The sequence below is a fragment of the Corynebacterium sp. HMSC05D03 genome (assembly GCF_001807205.1).
Lineage (GTDB): Bacteria > Actinomycetota > Actinomycetes > Mycobacteriales > Mycobacteriaceae > Corynebacterium > Corynebacterium aurimucosum.
The window spans coordinates 31,346-51,652 of sequence record NZ_KV788190.1 but is presented as its reverse complement, the minus strand read 5'-3'; the positions used below and the strand labels follow the sequence as shown (position 1 = coordinate 51,652).

Annotated in this window: 18 protein-coding genes, 1 tRNA gene and 1 other RNA gene; 12 read left to right on the top strand and 8 right to left on the bottom strand. The window is 62.2% G+C overall.

Annotated elements, in window-relative coordinates; genetic code table 11:
• Nucleotides 1-149 precede the first annotated feature (149 nt).
• From HMPREF3147_RS10920 to HMPREF3147_RS10910, 3 genes are all read left to right on the top strand, one after another.
• Complete coding sequence (locus HMPREF3147_RS10920; RefSeq protein ID WP_070447501.1) at nt 150-809, top strand: excalibur calcium-binding domain-containing protein; 660 nt, start codon at nt 150-152, stop codon at nt 807-809.
• Nucleotides 810-829: 20 nt separating this feature from the next.
• Nucleotides 830-1,633, top strand: coding sequence for a serine hydrolase domain-containing protein (locus HMPREF3147_RS10915; protein WP_070447498.1), 804 nt, complete (start codon nt 830-832; stop codon nt 1,631-1,633).
• Between the two features lie 400 nt (nt 1,634-2,033).
• Complete coding sequence (locus HMPREF3147_RS10910) at nt 2,034-2,483, top strand: hypothetical protein (protein ID WP_070447495.1); 450 nt, start codon at nt 2,034-2,036, stop codon at nt 2,481-2,483.
• Between the two features lie 3 nt (nt 2,484-2,486).
• On the opposite strand, the gene HMPREF3147_RS10905 is transcribed toward HMPREF3147_RS10910, so the two are convergent.
• Nucleotides 2,487-3,266 carry an HAD-IIA family hydrolase gene (locus tag HMPREF3147_RS10905; protein ID WP_070447492.1) on the bottom strand — a complete coding sequence of 260 codons (780 nt, stop codon included), beginning with the start codon at nt 3,264-3,266 and terminating at the stop codon, nt 2,487-2,489.
• Nucleotides 3,263-3,565: an acyl carrier protein gene (locus HMPREF3147_RS10900; RefSeq protein WP_070447489.1), complete on the bottom strand. Its 303-nt coding sequence runs from the start codon at nt 3,563-3,565 to the stop codon at nt 3,263-3,265. The genes HMPREF3147_RS10905 and HMPREF3147_RS10900 overlap by 4 nt, the downstream gene beginning before the upstream one ends.
• 26 nt (nt 3,566-3,591) lie before the next feature.
• Between HMPREF3147_RS10900 and HMPREF3147_RS10895 the strand changes: the two genes are divergently transcribed.
• Nucleotides 3,592-4,605 (top strand): alpha/beta fold hydrolase, encoded by a 1,014-nt coding sequence (locus HMPREF3147_RS10895; protein ID WP_070447487.1) that lies wholly within the window; start codon nt 3,592-3,594, stop codon nt 4,603-4,605.
• Nucleotides 4,606-4,866: 261 nt separating this feature from the next.
• Here the strand turns inward: HMPREF3147_RS10895 and aceE are convergent, their stop codons facing one another.
• The gene (gene aceE / locus HMPREF3147_RS10890) at nt 4,867-7,623 is read right to left on the bottom strand and encodes a pyruvate dehydrogenase (acetyl-transferring), homodimeric type (RefSeq protein ID WP_070447484.1); all 2,757 of its coding nucleotides are present in this window, start codon (nt 7,621-7,623) and stop codon (nt 4,867-4,869) included.
• 172 nt (nt 7,624-7,795) lie between these two features.
• On the opposite strand from aceE, the gene HMPREF3147_RS10885 reads away from it, so the two are divergent.
• Nucleotides 7,796-8,233, top strand: coding sequence for a DUF3052 domain-containing protein (locus tag HMPREF3147_RS10885; protein WP_046647091.1), 438 nt, complete (start codon nt 7,796-7,798; stop codon nt 8,231-8,233).
• 113 nt (nt 8,234-8,346) lie between these two features.
• Nucleotides 8,347-8,419: transfer RNA gene (locus HMPREF3147_RS10880), tRNA-Val, on the top strand.
• Between the two features lie 831 nt (nt 8,420-9,250).
• On the opposite strand, the gene HMPREF3147_RS10875 is transcribed toward HMPREF3147_RS10880, so the two are convergent.
• Both HMPREF3147_RS10875 and HMPREF3147_RS10870 read right to left on the bottom strand, forming a co-directional pair.
• A complete protein-coding gene (locus HMPREF3147_RS10875; RefSeq protein WP_070447482.1) occupies nt 9,251-10,213 on the bottom strand; it encodes an SURF1 family cytochrome oxidase biogenesis protein in 963 nt (320 codons plus the stop codon).
• 31 nt (nt 10,214-10,244) lie between these two features.
• Nucleotides 10,245-10,736 (bottom strand): low molecular weight protein-tyrosine-phosphatase, encoded by a 492-nt coding sequence (locus HMPREF3147_RS10870; RefSeq protein ID WP_070447480.1) that lies wholly within the window; start codon nt 10,734-10,736, stop codon nt 10,245-10,247.
• 103 nt (nt 10,737-10,839) lie between these two features.
• Between HMPREF3147_RS10870 and HMPREF3147_RS10865 the strand changes: the two genes are divergently transcribed.
• From HMPREF3147_RS10865 to HMPREF3147_RS10845, 5 genes are all read left to right on the top strand, one after another.
• Entirely contained in the window at nt 10,840-11,688 is an 849-nt protein-coding gene (locus tag HMPREF3147_RS10865) for a Nif3-like dinuclear metal center hexameric protein (protein ID WP_070447477.1), read from the top strand.
• The gene (locus tag HMPREF3147_RS10860) at nt 11,689-12,405 is read left to right on the top strand and encodes a zinc ribbon domain-containing protein (protein WP_070447474.1); all 717 of its coding nucleotides are present in this window, start codon (nt 11,689-11,691) and stop codon (nt 12,403-12,405) included.
• A complete protein-coding gene (locus HMPREF3147_RS10855; RefSeq protein WP_070447471.1) occupies nt 12,402-13,571 on the top strand; it encodes a bifunctional RNase H/acid phosphatase in 1,170 nt (389 codons plus the stop codon). The genes HMPREF3147_RS10860 and HMPREF3147_RS10855 overlap by 4 nt, the downstream gene beginning before the upstream one ends.
• Nucleotides 13,572-13,586: 15 nt before the next feature.
• An RNA gene (gene rnpB / locus HMPREF3147_RS10850) (RNase P RNA component class A) lies at nt 13,587-14,019 on the top strand.
• A 36-nt stretch (nt 14,020-14,055) separates the two neighbouring features.
• A complete protein-coding gene (locus HMPREF3147_RS10845; RefSeq protein ID WP_070447469.1) occupies nt 14,056-15,459 on the top strand; it encodes an RNB domain-containing ribonuclease in 1,404 nt (467 codons plus the stop codon).
• On the opposite strand, the gene HMPREF3147_RS10840 is transcribed toward HMPREF3147_RS10845, so the two are convergent.
• Nucleotides 15,456-16,727 (bottom strand): galactokinase family protein, encoded by a 1,272-nt coding sequence (locus tag HMPREF3147_RS10840; RefSeq protein WP_070447466.1) that lies wholly within the window; start codon nt 16,725-16,727, stop codon nt 15,456-15,458. The two genes, HMPREF3147_RS10845 and HMPREF3147_RS10840, sit on opposite strands and share 4 nt — an antisense overlap.
• Nucleotides 16,728-16,874: 147 nt before the next feature.
• On the opposite strand from HMPREF3147_RS10840, the gene HMPREF3147_RS10835 reads away from it, so the two are divergent.
• Nucleotides 16,875-17,063: a hypothetical protein gene (locus HMPREF3147_RS10835; protein ID WP_070447463.1), complete on the top strand. Its 189-nt coding sequence runs from the start codon at nt 16,875-16,877 to the stop codon at nt 17,061-17,063.
• 159 nt (nt 17,064-17,222) lie between these two features.
• Here the strand turns inward: HMPREF3147_RS10835 and HMPREF3147_RS10830 are convergent, their stop codons facing one another.
• Complete coding sequence (locus tag HMPREF3147_RS10830; RefSeq protein WP_070447460.1) at nt 17,223-18,950, bottom strand: CYTH and CHAD domain-containing protein; 1,728 nt, start codon at nt 18,948-18,950, stop codon at nt 17,223-17,225.
• A 109-nt stretch (nt 18,951-19,059) separates the two neighbouring features.
• On the bottom strand, nt 19,060-20,136 hold the full coding sequence (locus HMPREF3147_RS10825) for a DUF2786 domain-containing protein (RefSeq protein WP_070447458.1): 1,077 nt from the start codon (nt 20,134-20,136) through the stop codon (nt 19,060-19,062).
• Between the last annotated feature and the right edge of the window lie 171 nt (nt 20,137-20,307).

Genomic DNA, 20,307 nt, shown 5'->3' with positions numbered 1-20,307 from the left:
GATAGGGAAGTGCAGCGGCGCAATGCGCTACACCTTGTGTATCGCCATGGCGGGGGCATCCGTTAACGAAGTATTGGCCGGGGGCATTCCAGCTCCATCTCGATGCGCAATTTCCTGCGGGGAAGAACCACGGGATATAACTTAGGTTTATGACCAAGTTCTCTCGCGCGGTTCTCGCCGCCTCTGTCTCTGTTTCTCTCTGTCTTTCCGCTGTTGTTCCCGCACAGGCGGAGACCGCCGCCCCGGGAGTTGGGGCTCCTGCCAGTGACTCTTCTGCTGCTGATGCTGGTGCCGATCTGTCTTCTGATCAGGATGCTGTATCTTCTAGCCAGGATGCTGAATCCTCTGACCAGAGCTCTGACTCTTCCAGCGCGGAAGATGACGCCGAATTTCAGCAGTCTTCCCAGGGTGAAAAGATTGCTCTTGGCGTGGGCATTTCCGCAGCCATCCTCGCAGCTATTGCGGGTGGCGTGTACTGGGCCGTGCAGCAGCGCATCATCCCGAATCCGCTTCCGGGCGTGATTCCGTCGCCGCCGGCACCGCAGCCCGCACCGGCACCTGCTCCGGCCCCACAGCCTGCGCCGGCTCCCGCACCCGCACCGAAACCAGCTCCAGCACCGGCTCCCGCCCCGAAGCCTGCACCAGCGCCTGCTCCCGCACCGGCGCCGAAGCCGGCACCGGCGTCCTTCACCCGCTGCGCTGATGTGTGGAACGCGCTGGGCCGCCCCATCTATGCGGGTGAGCCGGGTTTCCGCTCCAAGTTCGACCGCGATGGTGATGGCGTAGGCTGTGAGCGCGATCCTCGTTAAGCCCCGTTAAGCTGGAGCGCATGAGCGCTTTTTCTTCTCTTGAGTCCTGGCCAGTCGATACCGTTGCCGCCGCCTTGCTGCACCGCGGCGAGGTGGTAGACCAGCTGGGGGATACCTCCCGCCGCTTCCCGGTGGCCTCCGTGACCAAGCTGGTGGCCGCCTATGGGGTGATGGTGGCCGTGGAAGAAGGGGCAGTGGAGTTGGACCAGCCCGCGGGTCCGGAAGGCTCCACGTTGCGCCATCTTTTAGCTCATGCCTCGGGTGTGGGCTTTGATTCTCGCGAGCCGCAGAAACCCGTAGGGGAACGCCGCATCTACTCCTCGGCCGGCTATGAGTGGGCTGCCGAAGAGGTGGAGAAGGCCACCGAGATTCCCTTCGCCGAGTACCTCACTGAGGGCGTGTGCACCCCGCTGGGGATGCGGGCCACCTCCATGGAGGGCTCAGCCGGACACGGACTGGTCTCCACTGTGGAGGACCTCGCTGCCTTTGCTGCCGAGGTATCTTCGCCCAGCCTGCTCGATCCGTCGACTGTGGAGGAGATGCGCAGCGTTCAGTTCCCCGGACTGCGGGGTATTGTGCCCGGCTATGGCAGCTTCAAGGACTGCACGTGGGGGCTGGGTTTTGAAATCCACGGCGAGAAGCAGCAGTGGATGGGTGGCTTGCCTGCCGATGCCGTGGGGCACTTCGGCATGAGCGGTACCTACCTGTGGGTGGCTGGTGACTGGGCCATGGTTGCGCTCACTGACCGTGATTTCGGCGAGTGGTGTAAGCCGCTGTGGGCAGAGAGCAACACGGCCATCTGGCAGGAGTGCCAGGCGCGCTAGTCACGATTGCGCGGCAACGTTGAAGCTCGTCGCACCTGGCCACGCATGCGGCGACGGGGGTAGCAGGGGTGACTGTGGCGACAACGCGCGCGTGTTGCGCGCGTTTTCTTCTGTGGCTTAAGTGATTGGTGGGGCGAATTTTCGGATGGAAGTCTCAAGTTCTTGTTGAGACTGTGGGGGGCTTAAGTGCAGGTTGAGGGTTGTTGTGGCCCAAGTGGCGGGGGAAAATTGTGGGCACACAACGACGCACCGCGTGGCCACATACTGAGGCCGCACCAGGCGGTGTTCGCGCCTCGGCGCGAGTGACGTGATGAAGACAAGTTCGTAGGGGAAGACGAAGCTCGTCTTGCGTCGGCGTATGCCGGCGTGCCATCACTCGCACGTCAAAGGAGTTTAAGGAGTGAATCAACGCGTTCACCCGCAGCTAGCCGGTGCCGCCGCGCCGGCCGCTTCAGCCACCCCACTTGGCAGCCCGGCGGATAGTTGGCCCAACCGCGCCTGCGGTGAGGTCTGCACTGCCGTGCTGGAGATTTCAGGCATGCCGCGCAGCCTGCGCCCTGCCATCGAGCGCGCCATGGCGCGCTGTATTCGCAGTGAAAGCGAATTCATTGTGCCCGGCGATGATCCACTCACCGCCCAATGGTGCACCCGCTGGCGCCGCGATTCAGTATGGGATCCGATGAGCGGCCGCGCTCTCGGTAGCGCGGCCGCCGCCAACGCCGGTTGCACCGGAATCGGCTGCCAGCAAGTGCTCACCGGAACGCCTAGCGAATTGGAAGCGCTGGGGCGTGCGGTGGAGATGCTGGCGGGGGAGTATGGGTTTCGGGGCGTCGTCAAGCGTGCGGTCTAAGCCCTAGTCCTCGAAGGGATCGAAGATGCGCTCCGGCAGGTCCGCCACGGAGTCAATGATGCGCGTCGGGCGGAAAGGATAGCGCTCGATGATGCGGTCATCGCTGATACCTGAGCGCACCAGGATGCTGCGCATGCCGGCCTCCAGACCAGACTTGACGTCGGTATCCATGCGGTCACCGATCATGACGGTATTCTCCGAGTGCGCGCCGATGTTGTTCAACGCACTGCGCATCATGACCGGGTTCGGCTTGCCCACGTAGTAGGGCTCGCGGTTGGTAGCTGCGGTGATGAGTGCTGCGACTGCACCCGTGGCCGGGAGTACGCCCTGCGGTGCCGGGCCCGTAACATCCGGGTTTGTGGCAATGAACCGCGCGCCGTTGCGGATGAGATTGATAGCCGTGGTGATGGCTTCAAAAGAATAAGTGCGGGTCTCACCCAAGACCACGAAGTCCGCGTCACGGTCATTGAGAATCCAACCGGCCTCGTGCAGCGCGGTGGTCAGGCCAGACTCGCCCACGACATAAGCCGTGGACAGCCCCGCTTGGTTGGAGAGGAAGGCCGCCGTGGCCGTCGCCGAGGTCCAGATGCGCTCCGCCGGGATGTCCAGGCCGGTGTTCTTCAGACGTGCGGACAGGTCCCGAGGGGTGGACATCGAGTTGTTGGTCAGCACCATGTACTCGATGTTGTTATCCTTCAGCGCCTGGATGAATTTATCCGCGCCGGGAATCATCTCCCCTTCTTTGATGAGGACGCCGTCCATGTCCGAAAGATAAGAAATCACGAGTGTTCCTCCAAGTACTCGGCAAGCTCGCCCACCGTGGTGACGGAGAGCATGGTTTCTTCGTTGAGGCGGACCCCGCAGGCTTCCTCGAGGCGCACGGCTAATTCGATGCGCTCGAGTGATTCAACCCCCAGGTCCTCCAAATTCGCTTCGCGCTCCAGGCCTTCCTCCACGCCGGTCACCTTAGTGATGAGGCGGGTGAGCTCGCTGTATGCGTCCCCGGCGGGTGCAGAGTCCTGCTCTTCTGCCGGTGTGGAGCCGAAGCGGGCTTGGAGTTGCGCTGAAAGGTCATTAGCCATGGGGCCCAGTCTAGTATTGAAATGTCATGGTTATTCGAGCACGTTCCTCCGCCATCGCCCGCAGCTGGTCGCGCCGGGCCCGCCCCCGCATGCGCGCTGTCGAGCATACCGTCCACAACGAGCTGCATGATCTCACGACAGAGCCGGGCCTGACTGGGGTGACTGACTCCGGTTTCGTGGATAACGACGGCGTGCGCGTGGCGTGGTATGAGGTGGGCCCGCAGGATGCGGAGGTCACCGCGGTCTTCATCCATGGCTACTGCCTGTCGGCTGAGAGCTTCTACTCCCAGGTCAACGACGTGCGCAACAACTACCCATCGGTGCGCTGCTTGCTTGTCGACGTCCGCGGCCACGGCCAATCCACCCACGTCGCCCCCGCGCAGTGCACGGTTCGGGGCGCGGCCGATGATGTGCTGGCCGTCATTGCCGAGCGCGCCGCCGAGGGGCCCTTGGTGCTCCTCGGGCATTCGATGGGCGGGATGATTGCGCTGAATCTTTTGCGCCGCGCACCGCGGGATGTCTTTGAGCGCGTCGAGGGAATGGCGCTGGTGGCCACCTCGATGCAGCGCTTTGCAGCCGAGGGCGTGGCGCGTGTCTTGGAATCGAAGACGCTGGGCATGGTCTACCGCGCCTGCCTGAAGCTGCCGAATCGGCTCAACCGCGTGCGCTTCGAGGCAGCGGCACTCATCGCCCCGGCCTTTGCAGCGTTGCTGCAGGGCTTCCCGCAGATGGACAAGCTGCAGTTCCACGTGGCGATGCTGCTGGATACCCCGATGTCGAGTTACGCGGGCTTCTTCGATGACTTGGTGGAGCACTCCGAATTTGGTGCTACGGCCCGGTTGCGCAGCGTGCCGGGGGAGATCGTGGTGGGCGAGCATGACATTGTGACCCCGCACCGCCAATCAGAGGTCATTGCCCGCCACTGGCCGGACTCCACCCTGACCGTCATCGACGGCGCTGGCCACATGGTGATTTTGGAAGAGCCCAGCGAGGTTTCCAAGGCTTTGGGGCGGGTGCTCGATCGCGTGCTCGGCAGCTAGCCTCGCTTGTTTCGGTGGCTGCGGCGTTTGCAGATGGCAGTTGAGCCTTTAATTGCCGTTGGCTGGGCCTCCTGTGGTGGTTGAACTGCCCGTTCTGCCAAAGTTATTGCCTCTGATTCAAGATCTGGCCAGAACTTTGGCAACAACGACAGTTGCCGCCCCTCGGTTTAGGTAAAAAGAATGCCCCTCCTGCCCGAGGTGGGGCAGAAGGGGCTGGAGGGCTTGGGGCTTTGACGCTCTAAGCCTTATTCCTCGTCAGACTTAGTCCTCATCGGAGGACGTGGAGGTGGTGGCCGTCGGGTCATCGAGCTTCAGCTCGCGAGCTGCCTTCTCCACGGTGCTGCGCTCCACCTTGCCCTCGCGGGCCAGGCCCTCGAGAACGCCGACGACGATGGACTCGGCGTCGGTGTTGAAGTAGCGGCGGGCGCCCTCGCGGGTATCAGAGAAGCCGAAGCCGTCTGCGCCTAGGACGATGTAGTCACCCGGGACGTAGGGGCGGATCTGCTCCTGCAGGTCCGTGGCGAAGTCGGAGACACCGACGAACGGTCCCTCGAAGCCCTTGAGCTGGGAGGTGGCGAATGCCTCGGTCGGCTCAACGCCCTTGCGCAGTGCTTCCTGGTTACGGGCGGCGCCGTCGCGAGCCAGCTTGACCCAGGAAGTGACGGAGAACAGCGAAGCCTTGACGTCGTAGTTCTCAGCCAGGATTTCCTGTGCGCGCAGGGCCTCGTACATGCCCACACCGGAAGCCAGGATGTTGGCCGGGATGGAGCCGGACTCGGCGGTGTTGTAGTGGTAGATGCCCTTGTGCAGGCCCTCGACGTCGAGGTTCTCCGGCTCGGCAGGCTGCTTGACCGGCTCGTTGTACACGGTGATGTAGTACATGATCGGCTCGTTGTCCTCGCCGTACATGCGCTCGATACCGCGTGGGACCAGGTGTGCAATCTCGTAGCCGAAGGCCGGGTCGTAGACCTCCACAGCCGGGTTGGTCGACGCCAAGATCGGGGAGTGGCCATCCATGTGCTGCAGGCCCTCACCGGTCAGGGTGGTGCGGCCGGCGGTAGCGCCGATGATGAAGCCGCGGCCCAGCTGGTCACCAGCAGCCCAGAAGGCATCGCCGGTGCGCTGGAAGCCGAACATCGAGTAGAAGATGTACAGCGGAATCATCGCCTCGCCCTGGGTGGCGTAGGACGTCGCTGCTGCGGTGAAGGACGCTGCAGCACCAGCCTCAGAAATACCCTCGTGCAGAATCTGGCCGTCGGCAGCCTCGCGGTAGGAGAGCATGAGGTCATGATCCACCGGGACGTAGTTTTGGCCGCGCGGGTTCCAGATCTTGAGAGTCGGGAACCAGGAGTCCATACCGAAGGTGCGGGCCTCATCCGGAATGATCGGAACGACGCGCTTGCCCAGCTCCTTGTCACGCATGAGCTCCTTGAAGGTACGCACCAGAGCCATGGTCGTGGCAACGTCCTGCTTGCCGGAACCCTTGCGAACCGAGCGTAGCTTGGACAGATCCGGGGCGGTGAGAGTCTCGAAGTTCTCACGGCGCTCCGGCAGGAAGCCGCCCAGCTCTTTACGACGCTCCAGCATGTACTTGATCTCCGGAGCATCCTTGCCCGGGTGGTAGTACGGCGGCAGGTACGGATCTGCCTCGAGCTGCTCGTCGCTGATCGGGATGCCCTGCTTATCGCGGAAAAGCTTCAGATCCTCCAGCGTCAGCTTCTTCATCTGGTGGGTCGCATTGCGGCCCTCGAAGTTGTGGCCCAAGCCGTAGCCCTTAATGGTGTGGGCCAGGATGACCGTCGGGCGGCCGGTGCCTGCGTAGCTCAGCGCCTTGTCGTATGCGGCGTAGATCTTGCGGTAGTCGTGGCCGCCGCGGCGCAGTGCCCAAATCTCATCATCGGACATGTCCTCCACCAGCTTGAGCGTGCGCTCATCGCGGCCGAAGAAGTGCTCGCGCACGTAGGCGCCGTCGTTAGCCTTGAAGGTCTGGTAGTCACCATCAGACGTGGTGTTCATGATGTTGACCAGGGCGCCGTCCTTATCGGCTTCCAGCAGCTTGTCCCAGCCGCGGCCCCAGACAATCTTGATGACGGACCAGCCGGCACCGCGGAAGAAGGACTCCAGCTCCTGAATGATCTGGGTGTTACCGCGCACCGGGCCGTCGAGACGCTGCAGGTTGCAGTTGACCACGAAGGTCAGGTTATCCAGCTCGTAGAGGGAGGCCATCTGCAGCAGACCGCGGGACTCCGGCTCATCCATCTCACCGTCACCCAGGAAGGCCCACACGTGCTGCTTGGAGGTGTCCTTAATTCCGCGCTTCTCCAGGTACTTGTTGAAGCGTGCCTGGTAGATGGCGTTGATGGGGCCAAGGCCCATGGACACAGTGGGGAATTCCCAGAAGTCCGGCATCAGACGCGGGTGCGGGTAAGAAGGCAGGCCATTGCCCTCACCGCGGGAGTGCTCTTGGCGGAAGCCATCGAGGTCCTCCTCGCTCAGGCGGCCCTCCATGAAGGCGCGGGCGTAGACACCCGGGGAAGCGTGACCCTGGAAGAAGACCTGGTCACCGCCGGAGGGATCATCCTTGCCCTTGAAGAAGTGGTTCAGGCCCACCTCGTACAGCGGGGCAGCGCCCGCGTAAGTAGAGATGTGTCCGCCGACGCCGATACCCGGGCGCTGTGCGCGGTGCACCATGATGGCCGCGTTCCAGCGGATCCAGCGGCGGTAGCGCTTCTCCAACTCCTCATCGCCCGGAAACTCCGGCTCCAGGGAGGTGGGGATGGTGTTGACAAAATCCGAGGACGTCAGGGACGGCAACGGCACGCGCTTTGCGGTAGCGCGCTCGAGAAGACGCAGCATGAGGTAGCGTGCGCGCTCCGGATCGGAAGAATCGAGAAGACCGTCGAGGGAGTCCATCCACTCGCGGGTCTCCTCTGGGTCGGAGTCATGCAGGTATGCTGCCACGCCATCGCGAACGATGGGGAAGTTGGAGTCGCCGTTGTGGGCGTCCAAGTCGGCCATTAAATCCTCCTGGTTCGTAGTACAAAGATCTTTCTCTAGGATACGCGCCCCTTTCAAGGTGGGTCACTCGGAGGCCCCCACGGGTGGTTTTATGGGGGAAATGTCCACCTCTGGGCAAGATCGGGGGCGGTTCGACGCGAAAAAGTGCACCGTAGACGTTAAAATACTCTGCATGACATCAACGACTTCATCGGAAGGAACTCAGCGAGTGACGGGATTTGCAGCCAAGCTCGGTATCGAGGAGGGCCAGATTGCCCTGGAACTTGGCTGGGACGAGGACTGTGACTCCACGATTTCTGAGTCCATCGAGGACGTGTTGGGGGAGGACTTCCTCGAGGAGGAGACCGACGAACTGTGTGATCTCGTGCTGCTGTGGTGGCGCGCGGAGGACGGCGACTTGGTCGATGGGCTGGTGGATGCCACCCGTCCCCTGGGCGATTCCGGCCGTATCTGGCTGCTGACCCCGGGTGCTGGAAAGCCGGGCAACCTCGAGCCCGGTGAGATCTCCGAATCCGCACAGCTGGCCGGTCTGGTGCAGACCAAGGCCGAGCGCCTCGGCGAGTGGCAGGGTTCGTGCCTTGTGGCCCGTGGCTACACCAAGAAGCCCTAAGGAATAATCGCAGGATATACCTGCTCAGGCGACATTCGCAGCGGCGAATCATACCCCGATTTGTTGCTGCGGGTGCCTATGGGCTAATCTTGTTCGAGCACACCAAGTGCACTGCGGCTTTAGCTCAGCTGGAAGAGCAACTGGTTTACACCCAGTAGGTCGGGGGTTCGATCCCCTCAGGCCGCACAAAATGAAACCCCTTTCCGTTAAGCCGGAGAGGGGTTTCGTCGTGCTCGGAGGGCGCCCGCGGGTGCTCTAGGGCGAAGGCCGCTTTGGTGGTCGGTGCAGATGAGGACTGCTCCGGCTGCTTTGAGTCGGGTGTGTTGGCGTTCGGGGGGTGGTCAGGGTTTAACCCTAGCGAACACTTGGTATGGTTCCGGAATTAGTGTTTGGTTAGGGTATACCTCAAAAGTGAAGCTTCCTAGAACAATAGCCGAACGATGTAATCCGGGTGGGGGAGAAGACTAACCACACAAACCCGCGCTAAAACAGCAAACATGTATTGAGGAGGATGGCATTGATGCGTAAACAGAAAAGCGCGGCTTACTGGTGGAGCGTTACTGTCGTTGTAGTGCTGTTCATCGCAACGCTTGTAATCAATTATCTAGCAGGACTAAGTGCTGATGAATCATACTTTGGAGCACATTGGTGGCATCGTCTGGCGTGGGTTACGCCACTGTTGTTCTTGGCTTCTTTGATTTGGGCCTGGTTCGAGCACAGGAAGGTGCATCGGTATCCGCACTGACCCGTATTTAGTAGCGTCGGGCGTGAATGAGAAGGAAGCCTTTGCGCTTGGGCGAAAGATGCTTTTTGCTCTAGTGGGGAGTGTCGATCGGGCCTAACCTCCCCCCCGACGCGTCTACTTTCCGGGGTCAGGCCCATGTCTTCGTCCCAGTTGAGAAGGCAGTTCTCAGCGGTGCAGCCAGCGGCTTCAAGAATACTGTCGGAAATCTCGGTTTCGGTCGCTTCTCGCGTCCGTGTAATCGCGTTCATGATCGTCCCCTTTGGGGGCCGAGGCTAGTAGCGCTCCTGACCGCGCTCACGGATCTTCTCGTAGAAGTCCGGCTTGGCGGAGCCATAGCGTGAGCGGGAGCGGCGCGAAGGCTGCGTGGCAGCCGCAGGCGTCGTAGCATCAGAGTGCTCGCCGGAAGGCTCCTCGTGCTCAGAGATATCGGCGTCCGCGGCCGCATCGGGGGAGCCGGCGCCTGTGCCAATAGCTGCCGCAGTGGCCTCAGCCATCAGGGCTTCCTCCTCGCGGGCGCGTCGGCGCTCCCGAATCTCTGACCACACGAAGTACGCGAAGCCCAGCGGCGCCATCACGCCGAAGGCGATCCACTGGTAGCCGTAGGAGAGGTGATTGCCGCGGTCCAGCTTCGGCACCGGCAGCGCATTCAGCTCACCGGGTTGCTCGGGGGAGAGTTGGAGGTAGTCGTGGGCGAGGGGGACGTCGACAAGCTCTGCTATCTGCTCCGTATTGATGGAGTAGACCTGGGTGTATCCCTGCTCCTCAATGGGGGAGGAGGAGTGCTCGCGCTCGTTGTAGCGCGCCATGCCCACGATGGTGACTTTGTCGTTGGGGGCCGGATCGATTTGGGGCACGGAATTGCCCTCATCCGTGGGCACCCAGCCGCGGTTGACCAGGAAGGTCTCACCGGATTCGGTTTCAAAGGGGACCAGTGACTGGAAGCCCGGGGCGGACTCCACCGGGCGCAGACGCAAGAGGACCTCATCCTCCGGAAGGTAGTGGCCGGTCAGCTCCGCGCGTTCCCACTCCTTGTGCAAGGAACCATCCGCCGAAAAGACCTCGGTAGCCGGTTGGGGGTCGGCTTCATAAGCTTCCTCAATGAGGTGATTGCGCTCCACAATCTGGTCGTCTTTATTCAGCTGCCACGGTGCCAGCACCGTGAAAGAGAAATAGGAAAAAGCGACGATGAAGATGAGAAAGAGCACCCATCCAGGCTTGAGGAATGTCTTGAGCATGATGATCAGTCTAGTAGCCGCAAAGAATTATCTAGCCGTGGTTCGTCTTAATCCACTCGAGTAGGCCGGGAACGGCGGCATCAATCTCCTCGCGGGTGCGGGCGAAATCCTCCTCCGTGCCGTAGAAAGGATCCTCTACGCTGGCGCCCTCCGGGGAATTCGGATCGAAGCTGCGCATGAGACGCACCTTCTCCTGTGGGATGCCGCGGTCCAAGAGGGCGTCGCGGTGGCCGGTGTCCATGGCCACGAAGAGATCCGCGTCCATGTGCTCTTCGCCCAGCTGGGCAGCCTGGTGGCCGGCGCCATCGTGGCCGCCGCGGCGCAGCTCAGCAACGGCGCGCTCATCCGCGCCCTGGCCCACGTGCCAGCCGCCGAGGCCGCAGGAGTCCACGCGCGCGAGAAGATCGAGCATGTCGGTCTCCATGGCATCGCGGGTAATGATTTCCGCCATGGGTGAGCGGCAAATGTTGCCCGTGCACACGAAGACGATGTGGAGCTGGTTGTTGTTCTCCGGGGGCGTCATGCAAAGGCTCCTTAAGCTAGAGGGGTGCGCTGGCGAACGAAAGCTAGGATATAGCAGCAACGCGACTGACGTGAAACCTCAAGCCGTATAAGGAGCATAGGAGATGGCAGAACACACGACCGTTGGCGAAATCCGCCGCGTTATCCACGAAGCCTACCCGCCGCAGCTGGCCGAGCCCTGGGATGCCGTTGGCCTGGTATGTGGCGACCCCACGGATGAGGTGAGCACCGTGGCTTTCGCTCTGGACTGCACCCAGGAGGTGGCAGACAAAGCTGTGGAACTTGGCGCGCAGATGCTCGTGGTGCATCACCCGCTGCTTCTGCGTGGGGTGACCTCGGTGGCGGCGGATACACCGAAGGGCAAGGTCATTCACACTCTTATCAGCAACGGCGTGGCCCTGTTGGCCGCGCACACCAACGCGGATAAAGCACGCCCGGGTGTCAACGACAAGCTGGCTGAGCTCGTCGGTATCACGCCCGGCCGCCCCATCGTTCCGGTGGAGCCCTATGAAAACCTCGACGAGGCCTTGGGGCTAGGGCGCGTAGGCGAGCTGGAAGAGCCGATAACGCTGCGCGAATTCACTCAGCGCGTGGCCGATGCCCTTCCGGAAACTGAATGGGGAGTGCGCGCGGCCGGCGACCCGGAACGCATGGTCAAGCGCGTGGCCGTCTCCAGCGGCTCGGGGGATTCCTTCTTGGACCAGGCGGCCGCGCTCGGAGTGGACGTCTACGTCACCTCCGATTTGCGCCACCACCCGGTAGATGAGCACCTGCGCGCCGCGCACCTGGCGGAGCCGGAGGGCCCAGCCGTGGTGGATACCGCTCACTGGGCCAGCGAGTTTCCCTGGACTGCCCAGGCGCGCGATATTGTGGAGGACGCATTGCGCGTGAACACCGAGATCATCGATGTCCGCACCGACCCATGGACGATTTCTGCGCATAAGGAGAACTAAATGAAACTGCCACAGGACTTGCAGAACATCCTGCTGGAGCTGGCTACCCTCGAGCGCTCCCAGGCGCATGGTGGAACTACCACCATCCCGGAGCAAGAAGAATACGAGAAGGCTCAGGCTGCACACGCCCGGCTTGTCGACGCCTCCGGCTCCGCCCAGCTCGCCGTCGACGATATGGAGATGGAGATCCTGCGCATCCAGGCTGATGAGCGCAAGCTGCGCCAGCGCGAGCGCGATGACAAGGCACAGCTGGGCGCCGCGACCGACCCGGAGACCCGCAAGGACTTGGAGCACGATCTCTACGCGGCCAAGTCCCGTATCGCGGATCTCATGAGCGAGCTGCAGGAAGCCCATAACGAAATCCATGCACTGCGCGCCAACCTGGATGTCCACGGCGCAAAGGTCTCCGATTCCGAGCGCAAGCTCGAAGTACTCAAGCGGGCAGCTGAGGCCGCCCAGGAGGCTGCGGCGAACCGACCGGATCCGCAGGTGCGCATCGGCGAGCTCCGCGAGCAACTGCCCGCGGATGTCCTGGAGGAGTACGAGACCGTGCGCGAAGAAAACGGCGTGGGTGCGGCTGCCTTTACCGGCCGCGCTTGCGGCGGTTGCTTCATCGTCTTGCCGCCTGCTGAGCAGAACGCGGTGCGCAACGCGGCGGCCGATGAGCTTCCGCAGTGCTCCGATTGCGGCTCCTACCTGGTGCGCCCAGCCTCATGAAGCTAGTCATCTTTGCTGATGGCGGATCCCGGGGCAACCCCGGGATTGCCGGCTCCGGAACCGCGGTCTACAACGCGGACCGCTCGCAGCTGCTGAAGGAAATCGCCTACGTGGTGGGGCAGAAGTCCACCAATAACGTGGCCGAATACCACGGGCTGCTGCGCGGCCTGGAGGCCGCGGTGGAACTGGGCGCAGACGAGGTGGAGTTCTATATGGACTCCAAGCTCGTGGTGGAGCAGATGAACGGGCGCTGGAAGATCAAGCACCCGGACATGCAAAAGCTCGCCATCGAGGCGCGCCGCCTGCTCAACCAGATTCCGCGCTTCAGCCTCGAGTGGGTACCGCGCGCCAAGAACTCGGTGGCCGATGAGCTGTCCAACGTGGCCATGGATGCCGCCGCGAAGGGCGAGCCCGTGGGCATCCTCGACATGGGTGCCGGCGACGCCACTGAAGCGGACGCTGCTCTCGATGCTGCGGGCAGTGGGGAGGCAGGGGAGACGTCGCCAAGCACGGCGTCCTCAACCGCGGCCGACTGGCGCCCCGAGTGTGGCCCGGCCACCCGCTTCATCCTGCTGCGCCACGGGCAGACGGCGATGTCCGCCGCCAAGCAATACTCCGGGCTCGCGAACCCCGAGTTGACTGAGTTGGGCAAGAAGCAAGCGCTCGCCGCTGCCCAAGCCTTGGCCGATACCCACATCGATGCCGTGGTGTGCTCGCCGTTGCGCCGCTGCCAGCAGACGGCCGCGGCCGTGGTTAAGGGCCGTGACCTGCGTGTGGAAACCGTCGAGGACCTCATTGAGGTGGACTTTGGACGCTGGGAGGGCAAGACCTTTGCTGAAGCCGACGCCGCCGACCCCGAGCTTCACGCGCGCTGGCTGAAGGATACGTCCGTGGCCTGCCCGGGCGGGGAGTCCCTGCGCGCCGTGCACCGCCGCGTCAGTGCTGCGCGCCGTAAGTTGCAGCAGCGCTACGCGGGGCAGACCGTTCTCGTGGTTTCCCACGTCAACCCCATCAAGTCCTTCGTGCGCCAGGCGCTTGATTCCGGACCGCAAACACCCAACCACCTCTTCTTAGAGCTGGCTTCTGTGAGTGAGGTTGAATTCTTCGACGGCGGCAGCACCCTGCACCGTTTCAACGATGTGGGGCATCTGGGCGCGCTGCGATAAACTAACAGGCGCGAATGAGCCGACCGGGCAAACGCGTTCCGTCGAACCGGTTCCGTTATGGGACTAGGCGCGGGCCGAGGAAAGTCCGGACTCCACAGAGCACGGTGGTTGCTAACAGCAACCCGGGGTGACCCGCGGGAAAGTGCAACAGAAAGTAGACCGCCGCGCCCTTCGCTTCGCTCCGGCGCGGCGTGGGGTAAGCGGTAAGGGGGAAAGGGTGCGGTAAGAGCGCACCAGCACCGTCAGCGATGGCGATGGCTGGGTAAACCCCACTGGGAGCAAGGCATCACGGCCCGCCACGCTAGCGGGCCCGATCAGGCGTTAGTAGGTTGCTCGCCGAAGCCTGAAGGTAGCTGCTTGAGTCAACTGGCAACGGTTGGCCTGGATGGATGTTTGCCACCGCGCCACGCGCGCGGCACAGAATCCGGCTTATAGGTTGGCTCATTCGCGCCCTACACTTTTATTTTTGGAACAATGGGGCGGCATGAAACTGTATGCCGCGCCCTTGGACTTTCGGCCCATCGCTGAGGAGTTTTCTGTTCCGACCGACTTCCCAGAGGAGGTCACCGCACAGGCCGCGTCCGCGCAGGACCGCTATGCCGAGCAGCGCCGCGATGCCCGGGACATCCCGTTGGTGACCATTGACCCGGCCGGCTCCAAGGATCTGGACCAGGCCGTCTTCATTGAGGCGCGCGATGGCGGCTACCGCGTGCTCTATGCCATCGCGGATGTTGCCGCTTTCATTGAACCGGGCTCCGCACTCGAGACCGAGTCCCTCAAGCGCGGCCAAACCATCTACCTGCCTGATGAGCCAGCGCGGCTGCACCCGCCGGAGCTGTCTGAGGACAGAGCTTCGCTGCTTGCCGACGTCGACCGCCCCGCCGTCCTCTGGACCTTCAACCTTGACTCCGCGGGTGAGGTGGAGGACTTCTCGGTGGAGCGCGCACTCGTGCGCAGCTGCGCGCGGCTGGACTATGACCAGGTCCATAAGGACTTGGAGAATGGCACTCTGCATTCCTCTATCGCCTTACTGCCGGAGGTAGGCAAGCTGCGCCAGGCCTCCTCACTGCGCCGCGAGGCAATCAACCTGCGCCTTCCTTCGCAGCGCGTATCTGAAAGCAGCGATGGGGAAGAAGGGCACTACGAGCTGGTGATGGAGCCGCGTCACGAGGTGATGGACTATAACTCGGAGATTTCCTTGCTTACCGGAATGTGTGCGGGGCGGTTGATGGAAGAACACGGAGTTGGTTTCCTGCGCACCCTATCTGCGGCCACCCCGGAGGCCGAGGCAGCTTTTCGCTCGGAAGCGGAGGCGCTGGGCTTCGAGCTGGGGGAGCGCAGCATCTCGGAATTCCTCCATTCCGTGGATGCGGATTCACCGCGCGGGATGGCGGTGATGCGTGAGGCCCAGCGGCTTTTGCGGGGTGCGGACTACGTGTGGCTCGAAGATGGCCAAGCGGACGTGCACGCGGGAATCGGCGGCTACTATGCGCACGTGACCGCCCCGCTGCGGAGGCTTGTCGACCGCTTCGCCACGGAGGTCTGCTTGGCGCTGAGCGGTGGCTACGAGGTTCCGCAGTGGGTGCGCGAGCGCGCCGGGGATGTCATGTCCACGATGCGCTCAACATCGCAGTTGGCCTCCCAGGTGGATAAGGCGTGCTTGAACCTCACGGAGGCGACCGTCTTGACGCCGTGGGTTGGCACCAACTTCGAGGCCGTCGTGGTTGATGGTGGGCCAAAGCGCGAGAAAGCACGGCTCTTCGTGCTGGACCCACCGGTGATTGGGCAGGCCGTAGGCCACCCAGAGACCGGTAAGGAGACGATGGTGTCCTTGGTGAAGGCCGACGTTGCGGAGCGCGATGTGCTCTTTGCCTGGCCGGCAGATTAGTCCTCGGTGATTGCAGGGCTTCCGGCAGAAAGCGGAATGACCATCAGGCCGTCCTCGGCCAAGTCGGCCGCGAAGTTTGTGGCCCTAGCGCTCGGCACGTAGGCGATGACGGCGGAGGATGTGCCGGCGTGAGCAGAGCGTGAGGCGACGGCACCGCGGGCGGTGGCCAGCTGCGCGAGTTTTTCTGCGGAGTTGAAACCATAGACGGTGGCCAAGGCAGACTGCGACTGTGTGAGCAGCGGGAAGAGCTCGGTGCCGCGGCGGGAACGCAAAGCACGAGCAATGCCTTCGGCGCGCTCAGTTTCCTCCGAGTAGAAGGTCAGCCATGCCGTGGCTTCGGCGATGGTCGGCTGGTTCTCGGTGCCGTGCACCTTGTGGACCGCGGCCAGCCACTCAAGGACGCGCTGGGGCGCATCCGGCAACAAGCGCAGCGACGGCGTGCCGAAGGCGCGGCAGGCGGCGTCGATGAACCGCTCGCGGGCGCGAATCTCCGTCACGGCCTCAGCGGAATCCACGTCTCCGGGCACGGCCAAGGCGAAGGCTGCAATGTCCTTGTTGATCATGTGGGGTGCCTGGGTCACGGAGCCATCGGCGTAGTCGATGATGGTGATGGAATCACCTGCGCCGCGCAGGGCAGCGGAGTGACGAGCGCGCAGTGCAGGGAATCGCGCGAAGGTGCCAACCGCTTGGGAACAGACCTCTGCGATGCGGGCGCGCAGCGGGGCATCATGCAGATCATCCGCGGTGCCGAGCAACGCCAAAGCGGTGGCGATGTCGATCGCTGCGGCGGCGCCGAGTCCAGTTGAATCGGGGATGTCGTTGACCACGGTGATATCGGCACCAGCTGTCTCGCGGGTAAGAAGCTGGCGGTTGATCATGGTGTAGATGATGCCGCCGAGGCGCGCCGCGATAGCGCCTTCGGGTGCTGGGGGCTCGATGGGCTGGCCTTCAGAATCCACGCCGGGTTGCTGTTGTGCAGCGAGGGCAGAAACCTGTTCGAGGGAGATCTCGTCTTTAACGGTCTCTCCATTGGTGTGCTCGAGGTGAACCTTGACGAGTCCGTCGCTGCGGGGGCTGACAGCTGCTGCCGCGCGGATATCTGCAAGCCCCATGATGGCAATGCCGCCGTAGTGGTCGATGTGCTCGCCAATGAGTGCCCAAGTGGCGGGGGCGCTGGCGACGTGTGCTGATTCAGCGCCCACGTTCTCGCGGTGTGCGGCGCGAACGCGGTCGACGGCCGGGGTCGAAGGGGCAGTCCACAGGGGCATCGGGAAGGTTCTCCTTTGCTGGTGGCGATATCCTGCCAAAGAAGTAGCAGCAGGACTAAGTGACCTATCTATTCTAACGGGCATGGTACGTAGGCGGTCTGTAGTGTGGGGTGCACTGAGTGAGAGATGAAGAGAATGGAGAAAATTATGGCTGAGGCCGATAACAAGTGGTTCTATGACCCGTCCACCGGTGAGGTATCCCAGGGCAAGGTGTCCGGTTGGGAGAACCGCATGGGACCTTATGATTCCCGTGAGGAGGCTGAGCACGCCATCGAAATCGCGCAAGCACGCACCGCTGCAGCTGATGCTGAGGACGCCGCCGAGGACGATTACTAAAGCACCACACCGCCGAGAACGGCACGGCTGATTAAGAAACCCACTTAAGAAGTCCGCTCAACAGAAGCGGCCCACACCACCGCACGGGAGCGAAGGTGTGGGCCGCTTCTGCTTGTTGCCTCGCAGCGCAGGAAGACTAGCGGTGGAAAGCCCCGCCGGCTAGCGCAGTTTCTTGCGCAGCGGTTTGAAGGCAGACTTGATGGCCTTGAAGCTATCCGAGTAGGCGTTGAGTGCTTCCAATCCGATGATGCGCTCACGCTGGTAGAGAAGGCCATAGCCGAAGGTGTCCTCACCACGGCGGCGTGCGCTTTCTGCCAACTCGAGCAGCTTATCGCGGGAGGTCACCGAATCCTGGAAGTCTCCCAAGACAGATTGCATCTGCTTGCAGGCCTTGTAGAGGTTCTTCGTCTTCAGCGTGGTAGCGGACCCAGCAGCTTCCGCGGCATAGCGCAGCTTCTTCGCTGCCTTGCGCATATCGTGGAAATACTCCTCACGCTCGTGCAGCGTCAGCTCGGTGTTATCCCAATTGGAGACGGCCTTCTTGTGGCGCTTGACCAGCTTGTCATAAGCCTGCTTGAGGTGCAGGGCCATCACCGTGTCGAGATCGTGGGGCTCGGCTTCCTCATCAGACTTGGCGTGCTTCGGCTCGTAGTCTTGTGCTGCTTCTTGTTCCTGAGCGGAATCAGTGGATGCCGACTCGGCGCTTTCAGAGTCTTCCGCTCCGCTATCCGCGGATGAGCTGTCTGAGTCAGCGGAGGTGTCTTCCCCGGCAACCGGCGGGTTGGCGAGGAAAGCGTCCAGTGCATCGAGCAGAGCTAGGTATTGGTCCGAATCGAGCGCGGCGATGACTCGGCGATGCGCACGGCGGTAGGCACGGCCCATGTCATGCGCAATGTGCTCGCGGGTAGCGTCATCGAGAACATCGGAGTCCTCGGAAGCGAGAAGATTCTGCCAACGTTCTTCCACGACCTCGGCATCACGGGCAACGCCCAGCATGGCCGCAAGCTCCTTGAGATCTGACTCGATGCGCTTGATCTCAGGGCCCACCACAATGCCGTGGAAGGTCTGCAAGTGGCTGCGCAATTCACGGGTAGCCACACGCATTTGGTGCACCGAATCCCACTCATCCCGGCGAACCCGCGGATCGAATTCGACGAGCTTGTCCCGATTAGCCTTCAGTGCCTCCACGACTGCCGCCGCGGGGGAGCCCGGCTCCACAGTGGACGCGGCGAGGGCCGGAGGCAGCTCGACGTTGTTGATGGAGTCTCCCAATGCAGACTTCAGCTTGGACGGCGAGGAGGAAACCCGAGCTCCAGAACCGATCAATAGGGACGTGGCGTGCCGCAGCAGTTTGCTGCCTGCTTTGCTTCCTGGCAGGTCCCCGGCGAGCTCTACTTCCCACTCGCGCCACGTGTTCTGCGAACCACCCGGCAGGAAGGAGAACGCGGTGACATGGTCATCGCAGAACTCAGCAACTGGTTGCTCGTCTGCGTCAACGAGGAGCAACTCGGTGCGGTTGTTATCCACCTGTGCGATCGGCTCAAGAGGCTGGTTGCGCACTACCGATCGGACCTGGTGGAGCAACTCGTCCGGAACCTCGTATTTGCCGTCGATGGGCTCACCGAGTTCCGCGCGGATCTCAGTGCGACCTTCCGCACCGGGGATCTTGATGTGCCAGCCATCATCATTTCCGCCGGTGCGACGTCGCAGCGTGATCTTCGCGTGGGTAAGGCGGAGGTCCTCGGTGTCGTAGTAAATCGCGGACAACGAGTGGTGGCGGGTTTCTGCAACACGGGAAACCTCATCGAGGTGGGTGAGATCCGGCATGGGGGTGGTCTCATCCACGGCGAACTTGGCTTCGATTTCAAGGAACGTCTTTGGAGACATGTACACACCTTCGTCGGGGAGCGAATTGATAAAAAGGAGGCATCAAACCTCGGTACCGCCTTCTAGGTTACCTGGCTAGTAACACAAATGTGCCTGCCATTAATCGTCCTTAGCGGGTGAGTTGGCGGCGTCCGTTAAGCCCCGAGGAATCACCTCCCAAGTGGGACTTTTCTGCAGCTGATGCGCCGGCGGATACTCCTGCGTGGCTTCTCACCGCCAGGGACACGGTGCGCGCATTGGGGAAGATTCGATCAGTCACTGCTTCGGCGTTGCGGCGGCGTTCTTCGACTGCCGATAGCGATTGCTGAGCCAAGGTCACTTCGTCTTGTCGAGTGCTGGAGCCGTTTGATGCCGAACCTTCCTCTTCTGCATCGTGGGAGGCTAGTGTCGTGTTGGCTTCCTCAAGCAGCTCGCCGATGCGGGTGGCATAAGACAGAATGAAGCTTCGGCGGAAGGACGCCACATTGCCAAGCTGACGCGCACTCTTGGCGTGCTCGCCGTGGTGCATATGCCATTCACATTGCCGTAGAAGTGAGGCGAAAAGATCAGTGACGTGGTGAACGTCCTCTTCAGCGCCTATGACGGTGACAATCCCTTTGGGATGCAGCCGGAGGGCGGTGCATCCGTTCCGATCCGCAATGACGCTGAGCAGAGTGGTTTTGTGGTTGATATAGGGAGCGCTGATATGGATGCGTGTGGATACCACCGTGTCCGAGGAACTAGTCAGTGTCTCCTCGAGGCGGTGCCGTTGTTGCAGGCTCTGCGCTTTGGCGATGAGCGCGCTGGCTTCTTCTTCATAGGGAGTGGATTCTGCTTTTCGCAAAAGATGAGAGATTTTGGCGCGGATCCTATCTTCCTTGCTGTCGCGGGATGCCCGAGAGTCGGTTCGTTGGGCCGCTAGCACTTCAACGTCCCGAAGGGGCGGCAGGAAGCTGATTGCTTCAATAAGTTGCATGAGGTCATCAGCAGACATGGTCATTGAGGCAGGCGGAGTGATGCTCAACCATTCCTTGCGCAGCGCAGTGGAACTAATCTGTGCGGGAACATGAGGGGCGGCGCGATAAATGAGTGGGTGGCAAAAGCTACCCACGACGTGGAGCAGGTCCTTAGGCGACCATCCTTGCTGGGCTGCTTGGCTAATGAGCTCGATTCCTCGTTGACTCAGGGTTGCGTGGTGTGTGTTCATGGCTGTTCCTCATCATTCTTTATGGGTACATCTGTTCGGTTGTGGGGCCATTCAAGCACGTGATGCAGACAGGGGTCGGAAGAGTCGAAAAAATTTGCCCCCGAGATACTCTTGCCAACTGGGCTAACAATTCGCAGTGCGGGGGGCAAAAGAAGAAACTTTCTCCGTGGC